Genomic DNA, 15,372 nt, shown 5'->3' on the forward strand with positions numbered 1-15,372 from the left:
CCATAGTCCCGCGTCGGAGCGGCTAGCCTGAGCACATGGTTAGCGCCGAGATGCCCGGCGGAGAACGGTTGACCGCAAAAGGCCGCGCCACCCGCGACCGGATCGTGAACGCGGCGGCCGAACTGATCATCAGCGCGGGGTTCTCGACGCTCACTATGGACAACGTACGCAAGGCTGCGTCGGTCAGCGGCTCCCAGCTGGCCCATTATTTTGCCGACAAGCAGGCGTTGGTGCGCGCAGTCATCGCCCGCCAGATCAACGTGGTGCTCGACTTCCACCGCCAACCGCGGCTGCACGGGCTGACATCGTTGCACGACTTCGAGCGCTGGATTGACCTGAATATGCGCCACTTACGGCGCATCGGCTACGCCGGGACACCGACTTACCATGCGCTTGCAGGCCAGCTCGCGAAGTCCGACGACGCGATACGCGACGAGCTGGCGGCAGGCTACCGGCAGTGGGTCACGTTGCTCGAGCACGCGATCGAACAGCTGAAGAATCAGGGCGTTCTGGTCGCCGAAGCCGACGCGCGCCAACTTGCGCTGGTGATCGTCAGCGCCCACCAGGGTGGCGCTACCTTGACCTTCACTTACCGCGAGGATTGGCCGCACGCCCACGCAGTGCGATTCGCGGTGAACTATCTGCGGATGTTCGCGACCGATCCGACGGAACGGGCGGCCCGGCCACCGCGCCGGTCCCGCGCGCGACGCGAAAGGCACTGAGCCGCCATGCCGTCGCGCGTCGCAGCCCGACGTCCGGCTGACGGGCGGTACAGTCGAGAACTCGGCGACCAGTGACAACTCCCGATTGACGCGTGCCAAAGGCGTGCCCATGGTGTCCGACGACTCGCGATTGACCCGCAAGGGACAGGCAACTCGAGCCCGCATTGTCGACGCCGCCGCCAAGCTCATGTTCGAAGGCGGTATCGCGGGCACCAGTATCGATCAGGTCCGCAGCGCCGCCGACGTGAGCGGCTCCCAGGTCGCGCATTACTTCAGGAACAAGCGTGATCTGACCCGCCAGGTCGTTGCGGCCCGCCGCAATGATGTCGTGGCGTTTCATACCGCTCCCCTCCTGGCTCCGCTGGACAGCCTTGCAGCGCTGCAGGCCTGGGCTGACACCTGCGTGGCCGACGCCGACACCGTGTACCGGCGGGGCGGATGTGTTTATGGTTCGCTGGCCGGTGAGCTGATCGAAGCCGACGAGGATGTCCACCACGACATCGCCACCGGCTACGAGCAATGGATCGCGCTGTTTTGCGCTGGGCTCACGGCGATGCGCCGCCGGGGCGACCTGCGCCCCGACGCCGACCCCCGACATCTCGCCGTCGCACTGGTGGCCGCGCACCAGGGTGGGGCGATGCTGACCTACACCACCGGCAGTGCAGAGCCGCTGCGCGCCGCAGTCAATGCCGCCGTCGACTACGTGCGCTCTTTCGCGCCGGGCCGATTGGCGGCGGCAGCGCCGCGAGCATCCGAACCCTGACTTTCGCGCCCTCGTCGCGCGTCGCTCAGACGGGATCATTCTGCTGCTGGACAACCGTCGTGCAGATAACCCATAATACTGGGTTAAGTATCCCATTCCGGGGAGGCGCACATGTCGGCCTGCGATCCGTCGCTTCCAACAGCTCGACCCGGTAATCTCCGACGCCGCATCGTTGGCGCGTTGGACACCGTTCCGCGGCAATAGCTGTCCGTGCACGAAAGGAAATGCGATGGGTTTGGCATGGCAACAGGGGCCGTTGAACACCGGTTCGTTAGGACACTTCCTCACACCGCAGCCGCTGCCGGACCGACTGCTCTATGCCGAGCCGTTGCGCCGCCGGATGCGTGTGCGGTTCGCCGACGAATGGATCGCCGACAGCGAGGATGTGGTGTTGCTGCACGAGCCGGGCCGCTATCCGGTGGCCTACTTCCCCCACCGCGACATCCGCCCCGACACGCTGGTCGATGAAGACCGGACCACTCAGCACCGCGAGTTCGGCGAGGTGCACTGGTTCTCCGTTCACGCAACGGAGCACGTGGCCAATCACGCCGCCTGGCACTACCCGGCGTTACCGGACTACGCCGATATTCTCGGCGGGCGGGTAGCGTTCGCCTGGCGGGCGATGGATGCCTTCTACGAAGAAGACGACCGCATCGTCGGGCATGCCTCGGACTTCTACCACCGCATCGACGTCCGCAACACCTCACGTCATCTGGTGGTGCGCGACGGTGATCGGGTCATCGCCGATAGCCGGGCACCGTTCGCCTTGTACGAGTCCGGTTTTGCGCCTCGCTGGTACGTGCCCCGTGCTGACATTGATGAAGCCGCGCTGAATCCCGTTGACGGGCAGACCTTCTGCCCTTACAAAGGCCTGGCCAACTACTACAACATCGGGGACCGCAAACGCGCCGCATGGTCTTATGTCAACGCCTGGCCGGAGGTAGCCGCAGTGCGCAACCTGGTGTCCTTTGAACCCGACAAGATCGACGTCTACCTCGACGGCACACAGCTGCACCTCGAGCCCGGTCAGACCGTGGTCTCCCACGGCATCGACCGCGGGCTGGACCCCGACGAAATCCTGCAGAAAAGCGCGGTCTGAGGGTCCGGCGATGAAGGCACAACTGGAAGTCGTGATTCTGCCGGTCTCGGATCCCGATCGGTCGCTACGGTTCTACCGCGACCAGGTGGGCTTCAGCCTCGACGTCGATTACGCCCCGTCAGCTGAATTCCGGGTCGTTCAATTGACACCAGCGGGTTCAGGAACGTCGATCCAATTCGGCGTCGGACTGAGCGACGCACCAGCGGGCTCGGTTCGCGGCCTTTACCTCGTGGTCGCCGATATCGAGGCGTCTCGACAGGAATTAGAGGACCGCGGAGTCACCGTCAGCGAGATCCGGCATAAGGACACCAACGGCGGCTGGCGCGGCGGCTTCCACCCCGGCATCGACCCAGGCCGCGCTGACTATGCGAGTTTTGCGGACTTCCAGGACCCTGACGGCAATGCCTGGGCCCTGCAAGAACGCGGTCACGTCCCGGCGTGACCACGTCGTCGATGCCGAGCTTGCAGGCAGTGCTGGTATTTAATGTCAACGAGACGTTGCTCGACTTCGATGCCTTGACACCGCTTTTCGCGCGGTTTTTCGGTGAGGTGCGAGTGCTGCACGACCGGATGAGTCAGCTGTTCATGTACTCGTTGACGCTGCCGGCCTACCCGGATGTGGCAGATGGCCTTGCCATGCTTCACGGCGTCGTGTCTGGCATCGGCGAGCGAGCCCAGCGTCTGGCCATCGCACCAGGATGAAGCCGGAGACTGCGATGACTGAGCGAAGAATCAGCCCAGACCGGCTCAGGCTGTTCTCCGATGCCGTGTTCGCGGTCCTCATCACGATCCTGGTTCTAAAGCTCAGGCCGCCGGACAGCGCCACCTTCGGTGCCCTATTACCGCTATGGCCAAGAGGTTTGAGCTACGTGGTCAGTTACCTTTTCATCGCGATCGTCTGGGTCAACCACCATCACCTGCTCAGCTACGCGGAAGTGGCGACGCCCCGGTTGGTGTGGTCGAACTTCGCCCATCTTTTCTCCGTCTCGCTGATTCCCTTCACCACCGAATGGATCGCGGACAGCAGGCTGGCCGCGGCCCCAATGGTCCTCTACGCGGCTGTGTTCGTGTTCGTCGATGTCACCTACCTGGCACTCTGCTGGGAAGCCATCGATCGACCCGCTCGTGACGATGTGCTGGCGCGTATGCGCCGGTTACTGCGCATGCGATCGTTTATCACCATCGGCGTTTTCGCCGCCGCGGCAGTGGTCGCGGTCAGATGGCCAGTGGTAGCGATGGGAATGGTTTGCCTGTGTCTGGCCGGATACTTGCGACCGGATTTTCCAGTACCGAAAGCCACCCCGACGAGAGGAAAACCAATGGAGATTGCCGGCAACCACGGGTCGCCGACGCCGGACCAACTGCCAACGGCCTCGGGCCAACTGCCGACGGCGCCGGCGGTGGTGCGCGAGCGATCGGGCGGTGCCACCATGCGGGCGATCATCCTGGCGAAGTTCGGCGGAGTCGACAGTTTGGTCTACGCCGATATCCCCAAACCATTGCCGAAGGACGGCGAAGTCGTCATCCACGTCAAGGGATTCGGTATCAACCACGCCGAGATGCACATGCGTCGTGGGGAATGGGCCGAGGCCGCAGAAGTCAGCGGCATCGAGTGTGTCGGCGTCGTCGAGTCGTGCCCCGGCGGGGAGTTTCCGGTCGGAGCCAAAGTCGCTGCACTCATGGGTGGCTTAGGGCGAACCATCAATGGCAGTTATGCCGAATACACCCGCGTGCGTGCCGGAAACGTCGCGCTCATCGAGTCTGACCTGCCGTGGTCCCAGCTGGCCGCGCTGCCCGAAACCTACGCGACCGCGTGGACATGCCTGTTTCGCAACCTCAATCTCGCCGCCGGGCAAACCCTGATGATCCGGGGTGCGACTTCATCTTTTGGTCAGGCCGCACTCAAAATGGCTGTCGCCGCCGGTGCGCGGGTCATCGCCACCACCCGCAGCCGCGAGCGTTTTGGCCTGCTCATGGGACTCGGCGCTGAACGCGTGGAATTGGAACGGCGCGACCTGGCTCAGCACATCGCCGAAGCCAAACAACTCGACGCGGTCCTTGATCTGGTCGGTAACAGCACAATTCTTGACTCGCTCGATATGTTGCGCCGCGGTGGCACCGCCTGTCTGGCGGGATGGTTGGGTGGCCTGGCTCCCATCGCAGACTTCAATCCGCTCCTGCAGATGGCCAGCGGCGTGTACCTGTCGTTCTTCGGTAGTTTCGTCTTCGGCACGCCCGGCTTTCCGCTGTCCGACGTGCCGTTGGCCGACATCGCACAGCAAGTCGTCGACGGCCGTCTCGAGGCGACGCCGGCGCGGGTGTTCTCGTTCCACGAGATCCACGAAGCGCACCGGGTCATGGAGGCCGGCGGAGCCATCGGAAAGATGGTGGTCGTCGTCGAATGAGTGGCGCCTGGCCCGATCAGCCTGTGAAGTTCAGCACCCAGGCCCGCACAGGCCGTACCGGGGGTACCGACTAGCCTCGACGGCAATCAACGAACAAGGAGTATCCATGGAGGGTTTTGCCGGCAAGGTCGCCGCGGTCACGGGCGCCGGATCGGGCATCGGCCAGGCGCTGGCCATCGAGCTGGGCCGTTCGGGCGCCAAGCTGGCGATCAGCGACATCGACACCGAAGGCCTGGCGCAGACCGAGGAGCGGCTGAAGGCTATCGGCGCACCCGTCAAAGCGGACCGCCTCAATGTCGCGGAACGCGAGTCCTTCCTGACCTACGCCGACGCCGTCAACGAGCATTTCGGCACGGTGAACCAGATCTACAACAACGCCGGCATCGCATTCACCGGGGATATCGAGGTCAGCCAGTTCAAGGACATCGAACGGGTGATGGACGTCGACTTCTGGGGAGTCGTCAATGGCACCAAAGCGTTTCTGCCGCATCTGATCGCCTCCGGCGACGGGCACGTCGTCAATATCTCCAGCATCTTCGGGCTGTTTTCGGTTCCCGGCCAAGCTGCCTACAACTCCGCCAAGTTCGCTGTCCGCGGCTTCACCGAGGCCTTGCGCCAGGAGATGGCACTCGCCAAGCATCCGGTGAAGGTGACCACCGTGCACCCCGGCGGCATCAAGACCGCAATCGCGCGCAACGCCACGGCGGCCGAGGGGGTGGACGCCAACGAGCTGGCCCACTTTTTCGACACCCGACTTGTCTTCACCAGCCCGCAGCGAGCGGCGCGGATCATCCTGGCCGCGGTTCGCAAGAACAAGCCACGGGTGCTGGTCGGCCCGGACGCCAAGGCGCTGGACCTGATCGTGCGTGCGACCGGCTCGGGATACCAGGGGCTGTTCTCCGCGGTAGTGAGCCGGATGATGCCGTCGACACGTTAGCCGCCCGTCGTCCTAGCCGCCGCGAGCGTGCGCAAAACACGTGATTTCCGCGGCGTGTCGGCCGGGGACACGCACGCTCGCGGCAAACCGAAGGTTAGCGGCCGAGGGGGTGTTCGCCCAGCCACGTGTCGGCCACTTGTTGCGGGTCGGCGCCGTGGGCGGTTTGGCGGCGCATGTCGACCAGCGCGGCGGTGTCCAACACGCCGGCCACCTCGTTGATCGCCAGCAGCTGCCGGTCGGTCAGCACGTTGCGCCGGTAGAGCGGCACCACGTTTTCCGCCTGCACCAACGCCGGCTTGCCGTCGGCCAGCACCACCACGTCGGCGGGCACGTCGGGTGCGGCGGTGGTGGTCCACGCCACGGTGATTCGCCCGTCCCGCAGTGCGGCGAACAACGATGCGGAGTCAGGGAATTCGCGCGCTGCGGGCAATTGGCACCGGCTCACCTTCGCCGGCGTGTGGATGCCGCGGATCGCCCCGATGACGAGACCAGCACAGTGCCGCGGCAGTGCGCTGAGCTCGGTGCCGCCCCACGCCTTGGCGGTTGCCGGCGTCACCGCCAGCGCGGGTTTGTCCTCGGCTGCCGTGGCGTAGTCGCCGGCGGCGATCCCCTCCGGCAGCACGCCGATCATCGCCCGGTAGACCTGCTCGTCTGATCGCACCTTCGCGCCCGGCTGAAAGACCTGTAACACCTGCCCGGTGAAGTCCGGGACGACGGTGAACGCTCCGGAATCCAATCCGGTCAGCGGATCGGAAGCCAGCTCGTTGCGCGCCGGGAAACCATACGAACGCAGCGCCCCGACATAGATGTCGGCGAGCAGCACCGAGTCGGGGTGCGAGCCGACCACCAGCTCGCGCGGGTGATGTTGGGCGTCGCCGCATCCGGCCAGCGCCAATGCCGCGACGAGCATCAGTGCGCAACACGCAGCGGCTCGCCGCCGGAAAACAAGCCGGGCGCTCACTCCGCGGTGTCTGCGGCGGCCGCCACCGCGGCGGCAACCGTCGCGCCGACCTTTGGCTCCAGCGGGCTCGGGACGATCCGGTCGGGTGCCAGATCGTCGGCGACGACGGAGACGATCGCCTCGGCCGCGGCCACCTTCATCTTCTCGGTGATCTTGCGGGCGCCGGCATCCAGTGCGCCGAGGAACACCCCGGGGAAAGCCAGCACATTGTTGATCTGGTTGGGGAAATCACTTCGGCCGGTGGCGACGATGGCGGCGTGCCGGGCGGCCACATCGGGATGGACTTCGGGGTCGGGGTTCGACAGCGCAAACACGATGCCCTCCGGTGCCATCGACGCGATCAACTCCTCGGGCACCACACCGGCGGACACCCCCAGGAACACGTCGGCGCCCTTCAGCGCCTCCACCATGCCACCGGTCAGACCCTCGGGATTGGTGCGCCGCGCCAAGTCGGCTTTGACGGTGGTCAGGTCATCGCGCCCGGGATGCAGGATACCGCGCGAGTCCAGCACGGTGATGTGCGAAATGCCCGCGGCCATCAGGATTTTCGCGCAAGCTACCCCGGCCGCGCCGACACCGGAGATCACCACACGCAATGAGGACATGTCCCGGCCGAGCACCTTGGTTGCGCCGATCAGCGCCGCCAGCACCACGATCGCGGTGCCGTGCTGGTCGTCGTGCATCACCGGGCAGTCCAGCGCGTCGATGAGGCGCCGTTCGATCTCGAAGCAACGCGGCGCGGAGATGTCCTCGAGGTTGACCGCGCCAAAGGTGGGCCGCAGCCGCACCAGCGTCTCGACGATTTCGTCGGGATCCTTGGTGTCCAGCACGATCGGGATCGAGTCCAGACCGGCAAATGCTTTGAACAGCGCGCTTTTACCCTCCATCACCGGCAGCGCTGCCGCCGGCCCGATATCGCCGAGGCCCAGTACCGCGCTGCCGTCGCTGACCACGGCCACCAGCCGGTTCGCCCAGGTGTAGCGGGCGGCCAGAGTGTGATCGGCGGCGATCGCGCGACTGACCTGTGCCACCCCGGGGGTGTAGGCGATCGACAGTGCGCGCTGGGTGTCGAGCGGAGCCCGCAGCTGCACGGCGAGTTTCCCGGCTACATGGGCCTCGAAGATCTCCTCGTCTTCCAAGACGATGTGCGGGCTGTTCGCAGGGTTGCTTTGGGACACTGCCTCAGGGTACTGCCAGCTCAGATCAGCCCCAGATCGGTGACCGCCTTGCGCTCGTCGGCAAGCTCAGCGGTCGACTTGTCGATCCGGCCGCGGGAGAACTCGTCGACGTCCAGGCCACTCACGATGCTCCAGTTGCCGTCTTTGGTCGTCACCGGGAACGACGAAATCAAGCCTTCCGGCACGCCGTAGGAGCCGTCGGAGAGGACCGCCATCGACACCCAGTCACCAGCTGGGCTGCCCAGCAGCCAGTCGCGGGCGGCGTCCACGGTTGCCGAGGCTGCCGAAGCCGCCGAGGATGCTCCGCGCGCGTCGATGATGGCCGCGCCGCGCTTGGCGACGGTCGGGATGAAGTCGTTCTCAATCCAGCTCTGGTCGTTGACCACCTCGGCGGCGTTCTTACCGTTGATTTCGGCGTGGAAGATGTCGGGGTACTGGGTGGCCGAGTGGTTGCCCCAGATTGTCATCTTCTTGATGTCGGTGACCGCCGCACCCGTCTTCTGGGCCAGCTGCGAGATCGCTCGGTTGTGGTCGAGGCGGGTCAGCGCCGAGAACCGCTCCCGCGGAATGTCGGGGGCGTTGCTCATCGCGATCAGCGCGTTGGTGTTGGCCGGGTTACCGGTGACACCGATGCGAATGTCGTCGGCGGCGACTTCGTTGAGGGCTTTGCCTTGGGCGGTGAAGATCGCACCGTTGGCCTCCAGCAGGTCGCCGCGCTCCATGCCCTTGCTGCGCGGACGGGCCCCCACCAGCAGCGCGAGGTTCACGCCGTTGAAGATCTTGTTCGGGTCCGCGCCGATCTTGACGCCGGCCAGCAGCGGGAAAGCGCAGTCGTCGAGTTCCATCACGACGCCCTCGAGCGCCTTGAGGGCAGGCTCGATCTCGAGCAGGTGTAGCTCGATCGGGCGGTCAGGTCCCAGCAGCGAGCCGCTCGCGAGGCGGAACAACAGGCTGTAACCGATCTGACCGGCGGCACCGGTGACGGCGACCTTGAGGGGAGTTGTGCTCACGTCGTTGGCTCCTTGTGCAGGGTTGCGTCGGGTCGAAACTAGCGCACCGAAGCCGGCCGGCAATCCCCCGGTCCCCCGAGCGACTCACAGGCAGTGCCACGCTGCGGCGCGTAGCATTGCCGACGCTTGGTCAGCTGCGGCGGGAGGTGACCCGATGCCATCGTTTCGTGGGTTGTCACCATCACTGCGGCCCGTCGCGCGGCCTAAAGTCACCGATTCCGGCACGCCGCCGGTTACCCAGGTGATGGTCGACTGCGGTGTCTATGTCGACGGGGTGCGACTGGCCGGCACCTACACCCACGCCGAGGCGCTGGCCAAGGTGCACGAGGTCGAGCAGGCTGGCCAGAACGCATTCGCCTGGATCGGACTGCACGAGCCCGATGAACGCCAGATGCAAGATGTGGCCGATGTTTTCGGGATCCACCCACTGGCCGCCGAGGACGCGGTCCACGCCCATCAGCGACCCAAACTGGAGCGCTACGACGAGACCCTTTTCCTGGTTCTCAAGACGGTCAACTACGTTCCGCACGACTCGGTGGTGCTGGCGCGCGAGATCGTCGAGACCGGCGAGATCATGATCTTCGTCGGCAAGAATTTCGTGGTCACAGTCCGACACGGCGAACACGGCGGGCTTTCCGAGGTGCGCAAGCGAATGGATGCCGAGCCCGACCACATGCGGCTGGGGCCCTACGCGGTGCTGCACGCGATCGCCGACCGGGTGGTGGACCACTACCTAGCGGTCACCAACCTGATGGAGGCCGACATCGACACGATCGAGGAGGTGGCGTTTGCGCCGGGCCAGCAGACCGACGTCGAACCGATCTACCACATCAAACGCGAGGTCGTCGAGTTGCGCCGATGCGTCAACCCGCTCTCGATTCCGTTCCAGCGGATGCAGACCGAACACAAGGACTTGATCTCGAAAGAAGTACGGCGCTATCTGCGGGACGTCGCCGACCACCAGACCCACGCCGCTGACCAGATCGCCGGCTACGACGAGATGCTCAGCTCGCTGGTGCAGGCCGCACTGGCCCGGGTGGGGATGCAACAGAACACCGATATGCGCAAGATGTCGGCCTGGGCCGGCATCATCGCAGTGCCCACCATGATCGCCGGGATCTACGGCATGAATTTCGACTGGATGCCCATCCTGCACCGACCCTGGGGCTATCCGGTGGTGCTTGCGGTGATGGCCACGTTTTGCGTTGTCTTGTACCGCACCTTCCGCCGCAACCGCTGGCTGTAACGGCGAGTGTGCGCTGCGGGCTTCGAGTGTGCGGATCGATACGCACTCCGCGGCGTGTCGCGTACGAAACCGCACAGCCAGCAGGTGTTTTCGACGGTGCCTGAACTCAGCTGGGCTGGGCGGCGCGACGGTTGGGGTCCAGAATGTCGACGCCGTCGGTCTGCCAGGCCTCCCGCATGGCGTCGGCGCCCTTCAGCCGCACCCAGGCGGCCTCGGTCGCGGTGATCGGCGTCGCGGTGACGAAGCTCACCGGGTCGCGGGGCGGATCCAGCGGTAACTCGGCAATATCGCTGCGACCCAACAACATCGCGGTGAACGGTGCCCGCCCGGAGGACCGGGTCCACAGCGGCGAGCCGAGGTCGATGAGGGCGTCTGGCACCAAAACCACACCCTCGACCGCTGGAGTGGCCGCTACCACCGCCAGGCTGCGGGCCAGCCCGGTGGCCGGCCCGGGATCCCGAAGCTGCAGAACGACTTCGGCGCGCGGACCACGCAGCGGATCGGTCACCAGCGCCGTCGGATCGACCATCGGATGCCGCGAGCAGCCCAGCGACACATAGTGCACCACACCGTCTGCGGCGGCACGGAAGCGCAGCACCTCGATGGGCTGAGCACCCAAAAACGTCACACTGGCGACGTCGGGTTCCACGTCGTTACCTGCTGCGGCAAAGTGGGCGCGCACATGCGCACGCACTGTGGCCAGCTCCGGTGTCACTCGACTTCGGGTGGTGGCGGAACGGTGAGGTTGACGCCCGAATCGGCATCGAAGATCGCCAATTTCGAGGTGTCGAACGCCAATTCGATGGGCTGCCCTTTAGCCGCCTTGGACTCCGACGGGACCCGCGCCACGAATTCGTGTTGGTCGCTGCTGGATTCGGCGTCGTCGTCGGCCAGCTGGTCTGAGTGCACTGCGGCGTCCTCGGTGGTGAAGTACACGTATTTGTCCGCTCCGAGCGACTCGACCAAGTCGACCTTGGCATCGAAGACCAGCGCCCTGATGCGCTGATAGCCGTCGATCAGGGCGGCATCGGCCAGATGCTCCGGACGGATACCCACGATCACATTGTCCGGCGCAGGGTGCTGCGCAAGCACATCGTGTACCGGTTGGGTCAGCGTCACCTCACCGAACGGCAGGTTCAGTCCGGTGGGCGTCAGTGTGGCCGGGAAGAAGTTCATCGCCGGGGAGCCGATGAAGCTGGCGACGAACAAGTTGGCCGGTCGCTCGTAGAGCTCGTCGGGGGTGCCGATCTGCTGTGCGAGCCCGCCGCGCATCACCACCACCCGGTCGCCAAGTGTCATCGCTTCGGTCTGGTCGTGGGTGACATATACGGTGGTGGTGCCCAGTCGCCGCTGCAATCTGGCGATCTCCCCGCGCATCTGTACACGGAGTTTGGCGTCCAGGTTCGACAGCGGCTCGTCCATCAGAAATGCCTTGGGATGACGCACGATGGCCCGGCCCATCGCGACCCGCTGCCGCTGACCGCCCGACAATTGGGACGGCTTGCGATCCAAAAAGTCAGTCAGGTCAAGGATTTTCGCGGTCTCCTCGACCTTCTGGGCGATCTCCGCCTTCTTCATCTTGGCCAACGTGAGCGGGAAGGCGATGTTCTGCCGCACCGTCATATGCGGGTAGAGCGCGTAGGACTGGAACACCATCGCGATATCGCGGTCCTTGGGAGCCTTCTCGTTGACTCGCTCGCCGCCGATTCGCAACTCGCCGGATGAAATATCTTCCAGTCCGGCAATCATATTCAGCGTCGTGCTCTTACCGCAGCCGGACGGCCCGACCAGAATGACGAACTCGCCATCGGCGATGTCAAGACTCAGTCCCTTCACGGCCGTCGCGCCGTCGGGGTAACTCTTGGTCACCCTGTCCAACACAATTTCGGCCATCGAATTACCCCTTCACCGCGCCGGAGGTCAAGCCAGCAACTATTCGTCGTTGGAAGATTAGAACAAAGACGATGATCGGGACGGTGATCACGATCGCCCCGGCCGCGATCGAACCGGTCGGTTCTTCGAATTGCGAACTTCCGGTGAAGTTGGCGATCGCCACCGGCGCGGTGATCGCGGCCTTGGTCGCCGTCAACGACAACGCGAGTAGCAGGTCATTCCAGGCGAAGATGAACACCAGGATCGCGGCGGTGACGATCCCCGGTGCCGCGAGCGGGGCGATCACCTTGCGGAAGGCCTGACTCGGTGTGGCGCCGTCCATCTTGGCGGCCTTCTCCAGATCCCAAGGTATTTCCCGGAAAAAAGCCGATAGTGTGTAGATGGCCAACGGCAACGCGAACGTGATGTAAGGAATGATCAGCCCCGGCCACGTATCGAACAGGCCGAGGCTACGTTCGATGTTGAAAATGGGTGTGACGAGCGAGATCTGCGGGAACATCGCGATCAGCAGGGCGGCACCGATCAGCAGATTCTTGCCCGGGAACGCCAGCCTCGCCACCGCGTAGGCCGCCATCGCGCCGATCACCACCGCAATCGCCGTCGTGATCACCCCGATTCCAATGGAATTGACCAGCGCCGAGCTGAAGAAGTTCCCGTGGAAGATCCCTCGATAGTTGTCAAAGGTCACCGATTCCGGAAACAGCTTGCCGTCCTTCACCGTTGCCGTCGGCTTGAGCGACAGCGACAAGATCCACAGCACCGGAAACAGCGCGTAGAGCACCACCAAGGTGTCGATCACCACCCAGCTGGCGGCCCGCCGGGCACCGATCTGCTCAGCCATTGCCGTCACCGCCGGGGGCCGAGGCGCCGAACACCTTGACAAACAGCAACGCGATGATGGCCACGCACAGGAAGATCAACACCGAAATCGCTGACCCCAGGCCGACATTGAAGCCTTTGAACAAGTTGTCGTAGCCCAGGATCGACACCGAACCGGTGTCGTTGGAGCCACTGGTGAGCACATAGATGTTGTCGAAGATCCGAAACGCGTCCAGGGTGCGGAACAGCAACGCGACCAGGATCGCCGGTTTGATCAACGGCAGGATGATCTTGACCAGCCGTCGCCACGCGCCGGCACCGTCGACTTGGGCGGCCTTCAACAGGTCATCGGGCACCAACGCCAGCCCGGCCAGCAGCAACAGCGCCATGAACGGCGTCGTCTTCCAGACCTCGGCGAGGATCACGATGCCCAGCGACGGGATCTGTTGAGTCAGTGGGGCGCTGCCCTGCGGCAGCAGGTTGGCCAGGTAACCGGTGCCCGGCGTCCAGGCGTAGTACCAGCTGTAGGAGGCAGCCACCGTGACAATGCCGTAGGGAATCAGCACTGCGGTGCGCACCAGACCTTTACCGACCAGACTTCGGTGCATCACCAGCGCCAGCGACAAGCCCAACACGAACTCGACCGCCACCGAGATCACTGTGATCGCCGACGTCACGGCCAACGCCGTCCACCACAGCCGGTCGGAAAGGATGGTCTGGTAATTCGCCAGCCCGACGAATGCGGTCTGGCTGGGTGTCGTGAAGTTATAGCGCTGCAGGCTCAGCCACACCGCGTAGCCGATCGGGTACGCCGTCACCGCCAGCATCAGGATCACCGCGGGGGCGACGAGGAAGAACGCCAACCGCCGCTCCGCCGTGCGGTTCTCGGTGGGAGCGGCAGCGGTCGCGGTCACGGGATCAGCCCCTTGCCGTCGACGGCTTTTTGCACCTGCGTGGTGAGCTGGTCGGCGGTGTGCTCGGGGTCGATCCTGGTGATCGGAGCCAGCGTCGCCGAGATCCGGGTGGACACCGCCTGATAGACCGGCGTCACCGGCCGGACCGCGGCGTTGGTGAGCTGCCGGCGAATGACGTCATACATCGGAAACTTTGCCTGAAACTGCGGATCGGAGTACAGCGACGTGCGCACCGCCGGCAACCCGCCTTCGATCGAGACGTACTTCTGGTTGGGCAGGCTGCGCAAGCAGCGCACCGCCTCGAAAGCTTCCGCCCGGTGCCGTGTCGTCTTGGCCACTGCCAGGTTCAGCCCGCCGATCGTCACCTTGGCCGGCCGGCCGGGCTGCACATCCGGATAGGGAGCGAACCCGAACACCGACTTGGCGGCTTGGTAAGCGGCGCGGAACTGCTGATCGGTCGGCGCGAAGCCGCCCAGCCTGTCGATGCTCCCCCTCAACTCCGGTCGCTGGTTCAGCGGTAAAAACCGCACGCCGCCTTTGACCGCGTTCTCCAGCAAGGACGGCAGCACGAACGGCCAGTTGACCTCCAACGCGGCCTTGCCTTCTTCGAACGCCAACCGTGCGGTGCCCTCGTCGGTCTGGGTGATCGACGGGTCGGTGCCCGGCGCGGTGGCCACCGACTTCAGAATCTGCAACGCCTTGACGGTCGCCGCCCGGTGGGCGGGCGTGTCGGTCAACGTGACGGTCTTGCCGTCATCGGACAGCACCTGTCCCCCGGCGCTGACCAGCAGCGTGTTGAACCATGCCACCAGGCCCTCATACTGCTTGGCCTGAACAGCAATCCAACTGGGTTCATCGGCGGCGTGCAACCGGGTCGCCTCAGCCACCATGGCGTCCCAAGTGGTCGGCGGCTTGTCCATCAAATCCGCCCGATACCAGAGCAATTGGGTATTCGTCGTCATCGGTGCGGCGTACAGGGTGTGCTGGCGGCGGGCCGTGGCCAGCGGACCCGGCAGCGTGTCGGACGTGGCGTCGGTCTCCGCCCGTCCGGCCGGATCGTCGGACAACGGCAGGGCCCATCCCGCGTCGGCGAACTCCGCGGTCCACACCACGTCAAGGGCCATCACGTCCAACGTGCGGTCGTTACCGGTGAGCCGACGAGCCAGTTGCAATCGCTGGTCGTCGGCTGAGCGGGGCAGGCTGAACTGCCGAATGGCGAATCGCCCGCCAAATTGGCCGGTGCAGCGCTGAGCGATCTCGGTGAACGTCGCGCCTTCGTTGGCCGGGGTGTAGAGGCTGATCACCACACCGCTGTCAGCCGATCCGCACGACGACAACACCGACGCGGTGGTCAACGCCGTCAGCGCAGCCGCAGCCAGCCTGCGTGGGCGCCAGCGACGCTTCGCCACCACACCTGCCTCTCGT

At 65.1% G+C, this 15,372-nt stretch carries 16 protein-coding genes and 1 pseudogene; 9 read left to right on the forward strand and 8 right to left on the reverse strand.

Translation table 11 applies throughout. The features are described 5' to 3' along the window. The first annotated feature begins 35 nt into the window (after nt 1–35). The 8 genes and pseudogenes from AC5Y42_RS19540 (at nt 36) to AC5Y42_RS19575 (ending at nt 5,926) form a co-directional block, all read left to right on the forward strand. Nucleotides 36–722, forward strand: coding sequence for a TetR/AcrR family transcriptional regulator (locus tag AC5Y42_RS19540; protein WP_499900222.1), 687 nt, complete (start codon nt 36–38; stop codon nt 720–722). Nucleotides 723–831: 109 nt separating this feature from the next. After that, nucleotides 832–1,485: a TetR/AcrR family transcriptional regulator gene (locus AC5Y42_RS19545; protein WP_499900223.1), complete on the forward strand. Its 654-nt coding sequence runs from the start codon at nt 832–834 to the stop codon at nt 1,483–1,485. Between the two features lie 229 nt (nt 1,486–1,714). Then, nucleotides 1,715–2,584: a DUF427 domain-containing protein gene (locus AC5Y42_RS19550; RefSeq protein WP_499900224.1), complete on the forward strand. Its 870-nt coding sequence runs from the start codon at nt 1,715–1,717 to the stop codon at nt 2,582–2,584. A 10-nt stretch (nt 2,585–2,594) separates the two neighbouring features. Next, a complete protein-coding gene (locus tag AC5Y42_RS19555) occupies nt 2,595–3,026 on the forward strand; it encodes a VOC family protein (RefSeq protein WP_499900225.1) in 432 nt (143 codons plus the stop codon). Then, complete coding sequence (locus AC5Y42_RS19560) at nt 3,023–3,286, forward strand: hypothetical protein (RefSeq protein WP_499900226.1); 264 nt, start codon at nt 3,023–3,025, stop codon at nt 3,284–3,286. The genes AC5Y42_RS19555 and AC5Y42_RS19560 overlap by 4 nt, the downstream gene beginning before the upstream one ends. A gap of 14 nt (nt 3,287–3,300) precedes the next feature. Further along, nucleotides 3,301–3,570 (forward strand): annotated as a pseudogene (locus AC5Y42_RS19565) (TMEM175 family protein); the annotation flags it as partial. 333 nt (nt 3,571–3,903) lie between these two features. Beyond that, nucleotides 3,904–4,989: a zinc-binding alcohol dehydrogenase family protein gene (locus tag AC5Y42_RS19570; protein WP_499900266.1), complete on the forward strand. Its 1,086-nt coding sequence runs from the start codon at nt 3,904–3,906 to the stop codon at nt 4,987–4,989. Nucleotides 4,990–5,095: 106 nt separating this feature from the next. Further along, entirely contained in the window at nt 5,096–5,926 is an 831-nt protein-coding gene (locus tag AC5Y42_RS19575) for an SDR family NAD(P)-dependent oxidoreductase (RefSeq protein WP_499900227.1), read from the forward strand. Between the two features lie 94 nt (nt 5,927–6,020). On the opposite strand, the gene AC5Y42_RS19580 is transcribed toward AC5Y42_RS19575, so the two are convergent. From AC5Y42_RS19580 to AC5Y42_RS19590, 3 genes are read right to left on the reverse strand one after another with little or no spacing between them, the layout of a single operon-like run. Further along, nucleotides 6,021–6,836 (reverse strand): glycine betaine ABC transporter substrate-binding protein, encoded by an 816-nt coding sequence (locus AC5Y42_RS19580; RefSeq protein ID WP_499900267.1) that lies wholly within the window; start codon nt 6,834–6,836, stop codon nt 6,021–6,023. Between the two features lie 47 nt (nt 6,837–6,883). Continuing rightward, a complete protein-coding gene (locus tag AC5Y42_RS19585; RefSeq protein ID WP_499900228.1) occupies nt 6,884–8,065 on the reverse strand; it encodes an NAD(P)-dependent malic enzyme in 1,182 nt (393 codons plus the stop codon). Between the two features lie 20 nt (nt 8,066–8,085). Then, complete coding sequence (locus AC5Y42_RS19590) at nt 8,086–9,075, reverse strand: malate dehydrogenase (protein WP_499900229.1); 990 nt, start codon at nt 9,073–9,075, stop codon at nt 8,086–8,088. A gap of 154 nt (nt 9,076–9,229) precedes the next feature. On the opposite strand from AC5Y42_RS19590, the gene corA reads away from it, so the two are divergent. Next, complete coding sequence (corA, locus tag AC5Y42_RS19595; RefSeq protein WP_499900230.1) at nt 9,230–10,321, forward strand: magnesium/cobalt transporter CorA; 1,092 nt, start codon at nt 9,230–9,232, stop codon at nt 10,319–10,321. 106 nt (nt 10,322–10,427) lie between these two features. Here the strand turns inward: corA and AC5Y42_RS19600 are convergent, their stop codons facing one another. The 5 genes from AC5Y42_RS19600 to AC5Y42_RS19620 are packed head-to-tail and all read right to left on the reverse strand — an operon-like array spanning nt 10,428 to nt 15,356. After that, nucleotides 10,428–11,036, reverse strand: coding sequence for a suppressor of fused domain protein (locus tag AC5Y42_RS19600; RefSeq protein ID WP_499900231.1), 609 nt, complete (start codon nt 11,034–11,036; stop codon nt 10,428–10,430). Beyond that, a complete protein-coding gene (locus AC5Y42_RS19605) occupies nt 11,033–12,214 on the reverse strand; it encodes an ABC transporter ATP-binding protein (RefSeq protein ID WP_499900232.1) in 1,182 nt (393 codons plus the stop codon). Before AC5Y42_RS19605 ends, AC5Y42_RS19600 begins: the two co-directional genes overlap by 4 nt. 4 nt (nt 12,215–12,218) lie before the next feature. Further along, on the reverse strand, nt 12,219–13,043 hold the full coding sequence (locus tag AC5Y42_RS19610; RefSeq protein WP_499900268.1) for a carbohydrate ABC transporter permease: 825 nt from the start codon (nt 13,041–13,043) through the stop codon (nt 12,219–12,221). A gap of 4 nt (nt 13,044–13,047) precedes the next feature. Further along, entirely contained in the window at nt 13,048–13,947 is a 900-nt protein-coding gene (locus AC5Y42_RS19615) for a carbohydrate ABC transporter permease (RefSeq protein ID WP_499900233.1), read from the reverse strand. Further along, nucleotides 13,944–15,356 carry an extracellular solute-binding protein gene (locus tag AC5Y42_RS19620; protein WP_499900234.1) on the reverse strand — a complete coding sequence of 471 codons (1,413 nt, stop codon included), beginning with the start codon at nt 15,354–15,356 and terminating at the stop codon, nt 13,944–13,946. The genes AC5Y42_RS19615 and AC5Y42_RS19620 overlap by 4 nt, the downstream gene beginning before the upstream one ends. Nucleotides 15,357–15,372 lie beyond the last annotated feature (16 nt).

The sequence above is a fragment of the Mycobacterium sp. NGS48 genome, from assembly GCF_059812585.1.